The sequence below is a fragment of the Thermodesulfovibrio sp. 3907-1M genome (assembly GCF_040450955.1).
GTDB classification, from domain to species: Bacteria; Nitrospirota; Thermodesulfovibrionia; order Thermodesulfovibrionales; family Thermodesulfovibrionaceae; genus Thermodesulfovibrio; species Thermodesulfovibrio autotrophicus.
Genome location: NZ_CP144373.1, coordinates 739,243 through 751,897, shown reverse-complemented (window position 1 = coordinate 751,897; position 12,655 = coordinate 739,243). Strand labels below are relative to the sequence as shown.

Here is a 12,655-nt window from a genome sequence, read left to right as displayed (position 1 = left end):
CATGGTAGAGTTTTTTGACAAACTCAAGGAAGGCATAGATAAGGTAAGCATCAAAGCAAAAGAAACACTTGAAATAACAAAAATAAAAGGACAGATAAGTAAAATTCAGGAACAAAAAAGAAAAGCCTTTGAAGAATTGGGTAGTATTGTTTATGAAATGATTAATTCTGAGACTATTGATATAGATAAGCTTAAAGAAAAAGCAGAAGCAATTAAAGAATTTGAGAGGCAGATTAAAGAAAAAGAACAGGAAATCCTTGAGATTCAAGCAAAAACGCAGCAGGAAATTGAAGGATTGAAGGCAGAATCAAAAGCTACAAATTTATGTGAATGTGGAGCTATAATTCCTGAAGGTTCTAAATTTTGTGTTAAGTGTGGGAAGAAAGTTGAGATAAAAGAAGAGGAAGCTCAAACAGAAAAAAAGCCTTCAACAGCCCAACATTGTGAGTGCGGAGCTGTCATTCCCCCGGGAGCAAAGTTTTGCGTAAAATGCGGGAGGCAAGTTATGCCTCAATAAATCCTTCAAAGAAAGAAGTTATTCTAAAATGTAGAGGCTGCTGATAGTTTAGATTACATGAAAGAAGCCTCATAGGCAATTGCCTATGAGGCTTATATTTTTTAATTCCCTACATTAACGACCACTTCATGCCATCTGAATGGTCCATAATGTCCGTTAATATGATAGGCAGGCCAGAACCTCCATACACCAGGACGGTCAACAATTTTTGTTGCTTCAAAATTAATAAATTTTTGATTCAGTGACCATGAGTAGTTTCTGTATTGATGCCCAAAATCTCTGTTATTGGCGTCGTTGGTTGAATTCAATCTTGCCCCTACAAACACTCCATTTGAGTCAAACTTAATAACTTTGTTTGAATTGTGCATTAAATTAAATCTCACACATATCACATCTCCTACTTTTACATTTTTTGCGCGACCATATACACCTCCCATTCCAAGAATAAAACCATCAGGAGATTGAGCCTCAGGAAATCCGCCAAGCAATACATTGCCACAGCGTAGAGGAACAAGAGCCTGAGTTTGTGATGCAAACAAGACAAGAAAAGCAATTGCTAAAAATACTAATAATACTTTCTTATCCATTCTGCTTCCTCCTGTTTTATATTTTATTCTTATTCCAACTGTATAATTTTTAAATTCAAACTGCAAGATTAACGATTATAAAAATTTTTTATAAATTCATAAACACTATTGAAACAAAAACTATTAAATGGTATTTTTTATTGTTGCTGGAAATTTAAAGCAGGAGGGTATTTTTATGAAAAATTTTAAAATTTACTTGATAATAATCGCTGTAGTTTTAGTAATAGTCTTTATGGGTATTTTCTTGCTGAAAGAGAAAGGCACCATCAGCAAACAAGAGACAATTAAAGAAACCTATGCACCTACTGAAGCTAAAGAAAAATCTGTTGAGCAACCATTCCAGAAAATAGATTATCAATCTGTATTTAAGGGGTCTTTAAATCCATGCGAGATATTCCCGAAGGAAAAGATAGAAGATATTTCAGGTAAAAAATTTATTAAAGCTGAATTTAAAAGAGTCCCTGCTTCAACTTTTACTCAATATATTTGTTATTATTACCAGGAACCAACAAAGTACGACAAATACGGAGTTAATATTACCAAAAATGTCAGCATAAGTCTCTTTAAAGGAGACTTTAGAAGGTTTAAAAATTATGACTTAATAAACTTCAAAGTTAAACAGGACAAGGAAATTCCTTTTAATCATAAATTAGTTTATGACCAGAATGGAAAGTTTCATCATCTTGATATTGACTTAGAAAATGATCTTCAGCTAAGCGTTGATACATGGTGGTCTATATTAACAGAGGAAGAAGCATTAAAATTTGTTAAGGATTTCGTTTCCTATTTTAAAACTCTTGTTAGAACTTGAGAATAAATTTATGGATTAGTGCTTAGAACCATCTTTGCCTGAAACTAAATATTTTGAAACAAGTTCAGGCAAATCTGAATAGTTGAAAAATTGTTTTTTTAATGATAGAATTCTATCAAAGGATTAATTATGTTGAAAAAAATTTTTTTAACTTTTATCCTTCTATTTCTCTTTTCAAGTTCAAGCCTGGGTATACGATTTTGGTAAGGATCTGGCAGCAGGCATAAAGTGCGAGTTTACAGTAAAGCCTGAACTTAAAACTCTTTCTGGTAAACCAATAACAGGCAGTCAAAAGTTTTTCTTTTCAACAGGAGGACCTGCAATAACTGCGTCTTTGGCACTTGTCAAGAGTTTTGTGTCTGGCCATAGAATTTTCTGTTAAAAATCTGTCTGAGTTCATAGGCATTAGCCTTGAGTATAGGGACGGGTTTTTTCCATCTGCCCTGTAATAATCGCTCCCTCTGCAAAAACAGATTCATCTCAAGTATTTCAACTGATTGAAAGTATCCTCCAAGCCTGAGCCTTATCTCCTCTATCCTCCGGTTAAAGTTCTCTACTGCATTGGTTGTGTATATGTGTCTTCTTATATTTTCAGGATATCTAAGGAAATTAAAATACTTCTCTGCCTTCTCCTTAAGTTCTTTCATAAAATAAGGATAACTTCTCTGGTATCTATCGCAGAGGGCTTTAAACCTCTCTACAGCCTCCTCAAGACCTGCACTGAATTGTTTTATCTGATGAAGCTTTTTGAGAAACTCCTTGGATGCCTCCTTTCCCATATTCCTCCTTATGTTTCTCTTTAAATGCACAAAACACAACTGATGCTCTCAGCCTTCCTTACTCTCTGAGCCAAAAAACTCATAAAATCCATAGATATCCTTCTGCCCCTGAAGGTCTATCCCCATTCATTATGGTTGAGATTTACCTTGGTCTTAGCCCCTTACTTCAGGGATTCCTGTTTGGACCTTAGGGTTGTCATTCCGAGGGTGGCATCCCACCCGAGGAATCTCTGAGTCTTTCAATGCCAAAAAAAACAAAGGAGATTCCTCGCTTCGCTCGGAATGACAAATTATGGGCAGGCTCGGAATGACAAAGTATGGGCAGGCTCGGAATGACAAATTATGGGCAGGCTCGGAATGACAAACAAAGAGCCCCTGACGTCAGGGATTCCTGTTTGGACTTAAGGTCAAGGCAGAAGGAGCCTTCAGAGAGCTGACGAGGGTAATAGCCATTGGCCTTGTTCCCAGGGTTATTTTTTAGAAATATCTGCCTTTCGGATTTCATTATCTGGTTAATCGTTTCCTCAAGAAGCCTTTTTATACCTGGATGCTTACCCATTAAAGTATCTCCAAACACCTTCTCAACTGCCTGCCTGAATATTTCTTCCTTTGCTGCTTCATAGAGTTCCTTGTGGTTTTCCATGTCCCTTTTCCTCATTCAGGTTATTTTATTTTCAAAACCATATATTTTATACACAGACACAAGATTATTTTAACTTCCTTGTCCCTGAACAAAGAATAAAAAGATACAGGCAAGTTATGAAGGAAGAATCAGCTTTTATTGTTTCCAGTATAATTTCAGACAGAGAGGCAAGAAGTGAAACTTTCGGGCTTGAAAACCCTCTTTCAACGAGATTCTGGACAGCAGTCAAAACAGGCACGAGTAAAGATATGAGAGATAACTGGTGTGTGGGCAAAAGTTATATTTAAAGACAGAATTGAACCTGACAGAACAGAGTGGTTTGTTAAAGGGACAGAGATGGACTCTTCCATAGTTGTAGAAGATTTTTCAGAAAAACCTCGCATAGTCTATCCTGTGGATGGAGCAGTAATTGCCATTGACCCTGATATCCCTGAAGATAATCAAATTGTAACATTTCAGTTTAAGCCTAAAAGCAATAAATATGAAAGGGTTTTAAATGATGAAAAAACAGGCATAAAAAATTCGTTTTTTTTGTGGAAACCTGAAAAGGGTGTTCATAAAATTGCAATTATAAATAGTGAAAACACAATAGTTGATTCTGTTGAGTTTGTAGTAAAATAAAAGGTGTTCAAAATCAAAATAAAGCAAGTCAGTAAATTTTTTATTTATGCAAAACTATATCGATTATCGTAAGACTCAGAAACCTCTTGAGTTTGAAAATCTTGTAGTTGAAATTGGTTTTGGTTCAGGAGATTTTTTAATTAAGCTTGCAAAGGAAAACAGAAATGAGATATTTTTTGGCATTGAAAAATCATGGATTCCAGTAAATAAGCTTTTGAAAAAGTGTGGGCTCAAGAAAATCAATAATATCTATTGTATTCGTCTTGATGCATACTGGGCATTCCAGCTTTTATTCAGGGACAATAGCGTTAAAAAAATAATAATGAACTATCCTGACCCATGGTTTAAAAAGTCCCATGCTGAACGAAGACTTACAAGAAGGGAAAATCTTTATGTTTATGCAAAAAAATTAATTAATGATGGTGAAGTTAAAATAAGAACTGATGATTACTCCTTTGTTGAGTTCACACTGCAAGAAGCCAGTTTTTTAAACTGTTTTTCCATAAATGTTTCAAATCCCACAATAAATGAGCCTTTAACAAAATATGAAAAAAGATGGCTATCAATGGGCAAAAATATATGGGATATTGTTCTTAAAAAAGAAAAAGAGCCCATTACATTGAAAATCAATGAAATAAAGGAGGTGTCTGAGTTGTATCCTGTAAGAATTTCAGCAGACAGAGTAGATGTAGAACTCGTAGCCTACAAGGAATTTAAAATTGAAGAGGCTCTTTATATAAAATGTTTTTCTATATGGAAAAAGGGACAGGATTATGCTGTGGAAGTTTTACTCAGCGAGAATGGTTTTTTACAGAGTTTTATGGTAACTGTGAAGAAAAAGAATGATTATTTTATAATAGATGTGTCTAAGTTTAGTGAAGTCTTGAAAACTGAAGGCATCCAGAAGGCTTTAAATTTTTTAGCTAAAATAATTGGAAAGGAGAGATCATGAAAAAGAAGATTCTTGTATGTGTTCAAAAGGATATTAAAAACACTATTAACTGGGCTTTGAAGGATCTTTCAGAAGTCTCACTGCAATATTTTGATCATGTTTATCAAATTGAAAAGCTTTTTGAATCAGACGTAAATTTTTGTGGAATGATAATTGACTCTCAGATTGATGGTGAAAGCACAATTCCTTTTTTACAGAAAATTAGGGATAAATCAAAGATTAAAATTCTTTTGATAATCTCAGCTGATACTGCCAAACAGGAAATAGTAAAGCTTATTCAGGATAAAATGGTTGACAATATTATTGTAAGACCTTTTAATGCTAATCAAATAGTTGATGCAGTGGCAAAATTATGTGGCATTCATAGAGCTACGGAAAAACCATGGTATATGTATACAAAACCTCAGTAGATTTGATATAATTTTTCTTATGGAAAAGCAGGATTTTGAAACAAGATTTGAAGAAGCAAACTTAATGCTCAGATATAAAGAGTTTGATGAAGCTTGCAAAATTTATAGAGAGCTAATTCAGGAAAACTCTAATTTAGCGGAACTTCATAACAATTACGGGCTTGCTCTTTTTTATCTCAGTAAATTTGAAGAAGCAATAGAAGAGTTTAAAAAAGCCATTGAAATTAAAGAAGATTTTGCCTTGCCATATGCAAATATAGGGCTTGTCTATCTAAATAAAGAAGAGTATGAAAAAGCTGTGGGATTTTTTCTAAAAGCCCTTGAACTTGACCCTGAAAATCCTGAAACAAATTACAATCTTGCGGTAACTTACTATAGAATGAATAAAAAGTCTGATGCTTTAAAACATTATGAAGCTTTTATAAAGTATTCTGGAGAGAATTATCCAAATTTAAAAAACAGCGTGACAAAAATTATTGAAGAGATTAAAGAGACTCTTCAAATAGTGTAAGATTTTCAATAATAAATTTTTGAACAATCAAAGATTTCTCTGCCACTTCCTTTAAACTTAAAAGTTCTGCTCTGTCAGTAACCATATTACTGATACTTCTTATTTCAATACATGGAATATTATAAATTTTAGATACTCTTCCAACTGCTGCACCTTCCATGTTTTCACACAGAGCATTGAACTTTTTTTCAAGGAGTCTGGCTCTTTCAAGATTTCCTGTGCAGGATGAAACAGTGAGAAATGTTCCTTTAGGAAGATTTTTCAAAAAATCTGGTACATAAAGAGATATTTGTTCAAGATTGAAAAAAATAAAAGAATCTGAAGCATCATGACAGTTTCTTAACAGTCCTTCGTCAGCAAAGATTTCCTTTTCCGCTACTGCAATACTTCCTATCTCAAGCCCAGAGGAAGGATAGGCACCTCCTATGCCTGATACAATAGCCCCTTTTATAGAGAAATTTTCAAAACAGATTACAGAGGATAAGGTTGCTGAAGTTTTTCCAATACCTGAGATACATAAAACTAAATCAACATCTTTTATTTTGCCTTTTATAAATGATACAGTTTTTATGGAAAAAAACTGCTTATTGTTTAAGCTTTTAATGATTAATTCACATTCTTTTTTAGTAGCAAAAAATAGAGCTATCAATTTATGCTACTTCAAGAGCTTTTAGCCTGCTTTCAAAGTCTTTCATTCTCTGCGATAAAGCTTTTCTTTCTTCAAGTAAATCCTTTAAAACTCCTGCAAGATGATCATTTTGTTTAAGCAAAAAGTCAAAGTCATACATTTTTAACTTAACCTTTATGTCTTCTAAATCACTATGAACTTCTAACATGGAAAACCTGAGTGCTTCTCTTAGTTTTTCAAGTGAGGCAGTGAATCTTTGCTCCATACTCATTAATTCAGCTTTTGTAGCCATCTCTTTCTTGATTTCTTCCACATCATTTTTCAGCATAGCCACATCATTTTTCAGCATAGCCACATCATTAACGAGTCCTTTGATTTCCTCTTTAACGATTGCTTTAACTTCTTCTCTAATAATTTCGGTTAGTTCTTCTTTAACAATGGCTCTGACTTCTTCTCTGATGATTGTTCTTATTAATTCTGCTAATTTTTTTTCTTCCACTTGATTCCTCCAGGCTAAAAACTTTGCTGTCTATAATATCAGATTAAAGTTGTTCACATCAAGTTTTAATTTTTGTAATTCCTCTCTTGAATATCCAGCAAAAATCTCTGAAAAAATTGAATTATTTGTCAAAAGAGGATCTAAATCTTCGGAAATAACGCCGGTCCTTACAAGCCTTTGCCAGTAATAGGTTCCTTTAATTGGTGAAAACTCTGTTAAATGAATGCGAACTCTTAATTTTCTAAGAAACTCTACGCTAGCTCTCACTTCATCAAGAGTTTGTTCAGGGAGCCCATACATTACATAAACTCCTATTTCCTGACAAGAAAATCCTGCTTCTTTAAGATAAAAAACTGCTCTTTCAACTTCATCAGAGGTAACTTTTCCTCCTGTTTCTATCTGCCTTTTTATGTCCACTGTTTCAAGGCTCAGTCTCAGAGTTTTAAATCCTGTAAGCTTCATTAACTGAGCAAGCTCTCTATCAATATAGCGGGCATGAAGTCCATTGGGAGTGTGAAATCTTGCCTGTAAATTCTTTTTAAGTAGTTTTTCAAGCAAAGGCTTTATATGAGTATCAGCTTTATATAATAAAGCGTCATCATAAAAGGCAAAGTCTCTTACTCCAAGCCTGTATAATCCTTCAATTTCATCAACTACTTCATCTATATTTCTTTGTTCAAAGGATTTATATAACAGGGAAGAAGCACAGTAGGAACATCTAAAAGGACATCCTGTGGAAGTTAAAATCGGAGCATAAGGCATTTCTTTATAAAAACTCATCTGCCACCAGTATTTTGGCTTGTCGTTTATTCTTTTAAGCTTTAATCCAAAGTTTTCAATTGTTTTAATTAATCTATTATCTATCTGTCCTTCATAAATAAAATCAGCATTGGTATTTTTTTCTGCATGTTCTTTATAAAGAGTAGCATAAATTCCTCCAAGAATAATTGGAATGTCTTTGAATTTTTCTCTTAAAATTTTTATAACTTCCTTTACTCCGTACCACCAGTAAGCCATAATAGAAGTAACCAGGATAAGGTCAACAGAATCAGCAAGGCTTAATTTTTCAATGAATTCTTCCTTACTGCATCCGTATCTTTTATATTTTCTATGTATATTTTTTAAAATTTCAGGTTTTTCAACAACTTCTGCCCTGTATTTTCCTGTTCCATATTTTTTCACTCTAAAGGAATCACAGCAGTCTATTAAGAATAGTTCAAAGTTAAATTGACTTAAAAATTCAGCCACTTTCAACAATCCGAGAGGTCTTGCCCAGAAATTATAGGCAGCAAAGTCATAAATCCAGGGATTTACAAGAAGACACCTGACAGTCATGAAAGTTTTCTAAAGACAACAATAAATCCTGTATGAGCCACCATTCTTAAGGCTGGCCTGAGGCTTAGACCCTGTTTTTCCCATTTTCTTTCAAGAATTTCAAATATGCCGATTTTATGAAGTTTTTGAGAGAAGTTTTTTTCAAATTCTTCCATCAAACTATATATCTGTAAAACTGTTGTCAGGTAACATCCTATAATTCCACCAGATTTTAAAGCATTTACCACCTTATCAAGAAAAAGCCATGGTTCTGTAAGGTCAAGAATTGCTCTATCAAAGTCTGACTCTTCTATCCCTTCAGCAATGTCTTTATTTAAAAGAATTAATTGTCCTGCAGCTTCATTTTCAATAAATTTTTCAATATTTATCCTCGCATTTTCATAAAAATCCTGCCTTTTTTCGTATGAGACAACCTTGCCTTTTTCTCCAACAGCTCGTAAAAGATACAGAGTTAAGGCTCCAGAGCCTGTTCCAGCTTCAAATACTTTTGCTCCAGGGAAGACATCAAGAAGGGTGATAATTCTTGAAATATCTTTTGGATATATTATCTGAGCTCCTCTTTTCATTTTAAGAATGTATTCTTCAAGGGTAGGGCGAAAAGCAGTTAAAGTCTCCCCGTGAGATGATTTAATCTTAGTTCCATCGGGCTTGCCTATTATTTCATTGAAGTAAACATTACCCTTATGGAATGAAAAAGAAGCGTCTTTTTTTAAAGTAACAAGATATTTTCTTTCCTTTGAATCTATCAAAAGAGCTAAATCACCTTCTTTGAATACTGACAAGCTGACCTCCAATAAAAAAGCGGGCGACGGGATTTGAACCCGCGACCTTCAGCTTGGGAAGCTGACACTCTCCCGCTGAGTTACGCCCGCAAAGGTATATAGTTTTTTATATCATCATAGATTAAAATATGTCAACTTTTGGAGAATTTTTGGTAAAATATAAAAAATGGAAGCTGAATCGTTAAAAAAATCAGTTTTTATCAGTCCTACATTTGGATGTTTGTCATTTCAACAGGTTTTTGAAAAAATAATAGATTTTGTAAGAGAACAACCTGACAGACAATACAATTTAATAGTAGGGAGTGATTCTTTTCCTGGAGAAGAGACTGTCTTTGTAACTGCAATAATAATTCATAGAAAAGGTTCTGGTGGAAGATATTTTTACAGAAAAATAAAACATGAAAAAGTGGATAGTTTAAAGTTGAGAATTTTTACTGAAGCCTCACTCAGCCTTGAAGTGGCAGAGGCTTTAAGGAGTAAATTATCTGAAAATGGAGTTTCCCGATTACCCGTTGAAATTCATCTTGATATAGGTAAAAATGGAGCAACAAGAAGTCTTGTTAAGGAAGTTATTAAGATGATTGTTGGCTCAGGATATATTGCTGTAACAAAACCTGATTCCTTCGGTGCTACAAAAGTAGCAGACAGGCATACAAATTAAAGCCGGGAATGGGATTTGAACCCACGACCAGTCGATTACGAATCGACTGCTCTACCGCTGAGCTATCCCGGCATTAATTATATTTTATCAAACTCCTCTTTAAAGTAGCGAAAGCTTTCTTCATCAAAAAGACAGAACTCAATGAGTTCAAGAGTTGTATTGTAGTTTTTTAAATATTCAGCTGCAGTGTTAATTAAAACTTTTGCAACCATATTCTTTGGACAGCCATATATTCCTGAACTTATCGCAGGGAATGATATGGTTTTAAGTTTATAATCATTGGCAAGCCTGAGACTGCTTAATACCGCATTTTTAAGCTTTTCTTCTTCCTGGCTCTCACCCCACTTAGGTCCAACAGCATGAATTATATATTTTGCTTTTAAAGAACCAGCAGTGGTGATTGCTGCAGAACCTGTTGGCACAAAGCCAATTCTATCACTTTCTTCCTGTATGATCTGTCCACCCTTTCGCACAATTGCACCAGCCACTCCTCCACCGTGTTTGAGATAATTATTTGCTGCATTAACAATGGCATCTGTATCCCTTTCTGTGATATCTCCGATCATTATCCGTAATGTTTTTCCATTAATTTTTTTCTCTTGCATTTTTAAGCTTCACCTCTAAAGAACAAAATTAGCAAAATGGAGAGTTTTAACATTCAATGCGAGAGGAGGGATTTGAACCCTCACGGATCTCTCCACTGGATTCTAAGTCCAGCGCGTCTGCCATTCCGCCACTCTCGCTTATTTTTTATTTTAAAAATTTTTTAAATATTTAATCCAATGTCTTTTCTGTACTGCATTCCTTCAAAATGAATTAACTTAACAGCGTTATAAACCTTATGCCTTGCCTCTTTTATATCTTTTCCTAAGGCAGTAACTCCAAGAACTCTTCCTCCATTTGTTACAATCCTGCCGTCTTCATCAAATTTAGTGCCTGCATGAAAGACAATTACATCTTTTAATCCTTTTACCATTTCAAGACCTTTAATAGGCAGACCTTTTTTATATTTTCCCGGATATCCTTCTGATGCAAGAATAACACATAAAGATGAAGCATCTTTCCATTTTACATCTACTTTATTTAATTTCTGCTCTGTTATTGCCATAAAAATGTCAACTAAGTCAGTTTCAAGTCTTGGCAAAATTACCTGTGTTTCAGGATCACCAAATCGGCAATTAAACTCAAGCACATACGGTTTGTTATTGACAATCATAAGTCCTGCATAAAGAATCCCTTTATAAACTATTCCTTCAGATTTTAATCCTCTTATTGTTGGCTTAATTATTGTATCAAGGATTTCTTTTTCAAGTTCTGCAGTAATTACTGGATTAGGACTGAATGTTCCCATACCTCCTGTATTTGGTCCCTCATCGTTGTCAAGAAGTCTTTTATGGTCCTTTGATGTAACCATTGGGACTATGTTTTTACCATCTGTAAAAACAAGATAGGAAGCTTCTTTACCCTGAAGACATTCTTCAATGACAACTTTTTCTCCAGCGGAACCAAAAATTTTTTCTTTCATAATAAGTTTTAATGCCTCAACTGCTTCTTCATAACTCTGGCATACAAAAACTCCTTTGCCTGCAGCAAGTCCATCTGCTTTTACAACAATTGGAGCGCCTTTCAATCTAATATATTCTTCAGCGTGTGTGTAGGATGTAAAAACTTTGTATTCCGCTGTTGGAATTTTATGCCTTTTCATAAATTCCTTTGCAAAAACTTTACTACTTTCCAGTTGAGCAGCTGCTTTTGTTGGACCGATAATTTTTCGTCCCTCTTTCTGAAACACATCAACAATTCCCTTTGCAAGAGGGTCTTCAGGTCCAACTACTGTAAGGTCAATCCACTCATATTTAACAAAGTCAACAAGAGTAGAAAACTCCTTACTCTCAATTTCTACACACTCTGCCAGATCGGAAATCCCCGCATTTCCAGGCATACAGTAAATTTTATCAATTACTCTTGACTGCGCAAGTCTCCATACTATGGCATGTTCTCTTCCTCCTGAACCTATAACAAGAACTTTCATCTTCTGTCCTCCTCTGTCTTTTTAACTAACCAGTAAATTAAACCAATTACGAGAATAGCAGCTATTAATGAAATTATGAATTCAATTGTTTCATGTTTTAGGGTTGCAATCATTGTCTCTCTTATTACAGTAACAAGAGCAACTCCAACAAAAACACTTATTCTGAATTTTCCTCCTTTAAGATGCGTGATTTCAGTATTTAAAAGTTCAAGCATAACCCATAGAATAAGAACTGAACCAAGTGCTGTTACAATTGTCTGTTCTAATTTACCTGATAATATTTCATATATGTCTTTTCCACAAAGATAAATAACAGCAAAAGTAAGAATGCTCAATCCAAGTATTAAAACGATACTTACAAGTTGAGAGAATATTTCACCATACCTTACAAGTTGTAGTTTTATTCTATAGGCTGGGGAATAACCTTTGATTTCTTCCTCAAGGTAAGCAGAGGTGATAATATCAAGATTTATGTCAAGTATCTTATTGATTGAGATTAAATATTTTTCTCTGTTTTGTTCCATTTCCTCACAAAGTATATCAACGCAGGCATTTCTTATGATATTTATTGCTCTTGTCATAAAATGAGGATCTACGCCAACTTTTTCATGTTTTTGTCCAACTCTTATCAGAGAATCATAAAAGTAGTTATCATATCTGCCAGAAAAAAGACTTATAAACCATGTTCTTACGAGTCTCATTACATGTTTTATTAATGATTCATTTTTAAAAATTCTTTTTGCTGAATCTGTCTGGATGATCCATTGATAAAGAGCTCCTACAACTTTTTCAGCTCTTTTTTCCATAAGAGGCTTAAGCTCTAAAAGCCTATTCTCATCCTCTTTTGTAAAATAATAGTTCGCTTTGATTTCTTTAAAAGGTCTCAT

Annotated in this window: 18 protein-coding genes and 3 tRNA genes; 8 read left to right on the top strand and 13 right to left on the bottom strand. The window is 34.1% G+C overall.

Going from position 1 to position 12,655, the window contains the following annotated elements; translation table 11 throughout:
• Position 1: 1 nt before the first annotated feature.
• Entirely contained in the window at positions 2 to 517 is a 516-nt protein-coding gene (locus tag V4D30_RS03920) for a zinc ribbon domain-containing protein (protein ID WP_353684943.1), read from the top strand.
• 101 nt (positions 518 to 618) lie between these two features.
• Here the strand turns inward: V4D30_RS03920 and V4D30_RS03915 are convergent, their stop codons facing one another.
• Positions 619 to 1,104, bottom strand: coding sequence for a hypothetical protein (locus V4D30_RS03915; protein WP_353684942.1), 486 nt, complete (start codon positions 1,102 to 1,104; stop codon positions 619 to 621).
• A 175-nt stretch (positions 1,105 to 1,279) separates the two neighbouring features.
• On the opposite strand from V4D30_RS03915, the gene V4D30_RS03910 reads away from it, so the two are divergent.
• The gene (locus tag V4D30_RS03910; RefSeq protein WP_353684941.1) at positions 1,280 to 1,915 is read left to right on the top strand and encodes a hypothetical protein; all 636 of its coding nucleotides are present in this window, start codon (positions 1,280 to 1,282) and stop codon (positions 1,913 to 1,915) included.
• A gap of 344 nt (positions 1,916 to 2,259) precedes the next feature.
• Here V4D30_RS03910 and V4D30_RS03905 read toward each other — a convergent pair whose 3' ends face one another.
• The gene (locus V4D30_RS03905) at positions 2,260 to 2,733 is read right to left on the bottom strand and encodes a transposase (protein WP_353684940.1); all 474 of its coding nucleotides are present in this window, start codon (positions 2,731 to 2,733) and stop codon (positions 2,260 to 2,262) included.
• A gap of 301 nt (positions 2,734 to 3,034) precedes the next feature.
• Positions 3,035 to 3,337 (bottom strand): hypothetical protein, encoded by a 303-nt coding sequence (locus V4D30_RS03900; protein WP_353684939.1) that lies wholly within the window; start codon positions 3,335 to 3,337, stop codon positions 3,035 to 3,037.
• Between the two features lie 116 nt (positions 3,338 to 3,453).
• Between V4D30_RS03900 and V4D30_RS03895 the strand changes: the two genes are divergently transcribed.
• Genes V4D30_RS03895 through V4D30_RS03875 form a run of 5 tightly spaced genes read left to right on the top strand, consistent with a single transcriptional unit; the run spans position 3,454 to position 5,831 of the window.
• A complete protein-coding gene (locus tag V4D30_RS03895) occupies positions 3,454 to 3,624 on the top strand; it encodes a hypothetical protein (RefSeq protein WP_353684938.1) in 171 nt (56 codons plus the stop codon).
• On the top strand, positions 3,602 to 3,958 hold the full coding sequence (locus tag V4D30_RS03890) for a hypothetical protein (RefSeq protein ID WP_353684937.1): 357 nt from the start codon (positions 3,602 to 3,604) through the stop codon (positions 3,956 to 3,958). Before V4D30_RS03895 ends, V4D30_RS03890 begins: the two co-directional genes overlap by 23 nt.
• A gap of 46 nt (positions 3,959 to 4,004) precedes the next feature.
• Positions 4,005 to 4,910 (top strand): tRNA (guanosine(46)-N7)-methyltransferase TrmB, encoded by a 906-nt coding sequence (trmB, locus tag V4D30_RS03885; protein ID WP_353684936.1) that lies wholly within the window; start codon positions 4,005 to 4,007, stop codon positions 4,908 to 4,910.
• Complete coding sequence (locus V4D30_RS03880; protein ID WP_353684935.1) at positions 4,907 to 5,320, top strand: hypothetical protein; 414 nt, start codon at positions 4,907 to 4,909, stop codon at positions 5,318 to 5,320. The genes trmB and V4D30_RS03880 overlap by 4 nt, the downstream gene beginning before the upstream one ends.
• 19 nt (positions 5,321 to 5,339) lie before the next feature.
• Positions 5,340 to 5,831 (top strand): tetratricopeptide repeat protein, encoded by a 492-nt coding sequence (locus V4D30_RS03875; RefSeq protein WP_353684934.1) that lies wholly within the window; start codon positions 5,340 to 5,342, stop codon positions 5,829 to 5,831.
• Here the strand turns inward: V4D30_RS03875 and V4D30_RS03870 are convergent.
• The 5 genes from V4D30_RS03870 to V4D30_RS03850 all read right to left on the bottom strand — a co-directional run bounded on the left by V4D30_RS03870 (position 5,806) and on the right by V4D30_RS03850 (position 9,165).
• A complete protein-coding gene (locus tag V4D30_RS03870; RefSeq protein WP_353684933.1) occupies positions 5,806 to 6,480 on the bottom strand; it encodes a hypothetical protein in 675 nt (224 codons plus the stop codon). The two genes, V4D30_RS03875 and V4D30_RS03870, sit on opposite strands and share 26 nt — an antisense overlap.
• 1 nt (position 6,481) lies before the next feature.
• Positions 6,482 to 6,958 (bottom strand): hypothetical protein, encoded by a 477-nt coding sequence (locus tag V4D30_RS03865; RefSeq protein WP_353684932.1) that lies wholly within the window; start codon positions 6,956 to 6,958, stop codon positions 6,482 to 6,484.
• Positions 6,959 to 6,988: 30 nt separating this feature from the next.
• On the bottom strand, positions 6,989 to 8,293 hold the full coding sequence (locus V4D30_RS03860) for a radical SAM protein (protein WP_353684931.1): 1,305 nt from the start codon (positions 8,291 to 8,293) through the stop codon (positions 6,989 to 6,991).
• Complete coding sequence (locus V4D30_RS03855; protein WP_353684930.1) at positions 8,290 to 9,075, bottom strand: tRNA (adenine-N1)-methyltransferase; 786 nt, start codon at positions 9,073 to 9,075, stop codon at positions 8,290 to 8,292. The genes V4D30_RS03860 and V4D30_RS03855 overlap by 4 nt, the downstream gene beginning before the upstream one ends.
• Positions 9,076 to 9,093: 18 nt before the next feature.
• Positions 9,094 to 9,165, bottom strand: a tRNA-Gly gene (locus tag V4D30_RS03850).
• A gap of 130 nt (positions 9,166 to 9,295) precedes the next feature.
• Between V4D30_RS03850 and V4D30_RS03845 the strand changes: the two genes are divergently transcribed.
• On the top strand, positions 9,296 to 9,736 hold the full coding sequence (locus V4D30_RS03845; protein WP_353684929.1) for a ribonuclease H-like YkuK family protein: 441 nt from the start codon (positions 9,296 to 9,298) through the stop codon (positions 9,734 to 9,736).
• On the opposite strand, the gene V4D30_RS03840 is transcribed toward V4D30_RS03845, so the two are convergent.
• The 5 genes from V4D30_RS03840 to V4D30_RS03820 all read right to left on the bottom strand — a co-directional run bounded on the left by V4D30_RS03840 (position 9,737) and on the right by V4D30_RS03820 (position 12,655).
• A tRNA-Thr gene (locus V4D30_RS03840) sits at positions 9,737 to 9,808 on the bottom strand.
• A gap of 5 nt (positions 9,809 to 9,813) precedes the next feature.
• A complete protein-coding gene (locus V4D30_RS03835) occupies positions 9,814 to 10,341 on the bottom strand; it encodes a macro domain-containing protein (RefSeq protein WP_353684928.1) in 528 nt (175 codons plus the stop codon).
• Between the two features lie 57 nt (positions 10,342 to 10,398).
• Positions 10,399 to 10,479: transfer RNA gene (locus tag V4D30_RS03830), tRNA-Leu, on the bottom strand.
• Positions 10,480 to 10,502: 23 nt separating this feature from the next.
• Positions 10,503 to 11,768 (bottom strand): phosphoribosylamine--glycine ligase, encoded by a 1,266-nt coding sequence (purD, locus tag V4D30_RS03825; protein ID WP_353684927.1) that lies wholly within the window; start codon positions 11,766 to 11,768, stop codon positions 10,503 to 10,505.
• The gene (locus tag V4D30_RS03820; RefSeq protein WP_353684926.1) at positions 11,765 to 12,655 is read right to left on the bottom strand and encodes a protoglobin domain-containing protein; all 891 of its coding nucleotides are present in this window, start codon (positions 12,653 to 12,655) and stop codon (positions 11,765 to 11,767) included. Before V4D30_RS03820 ends, purD begins: the two co-directional genes overlap by 4 nt.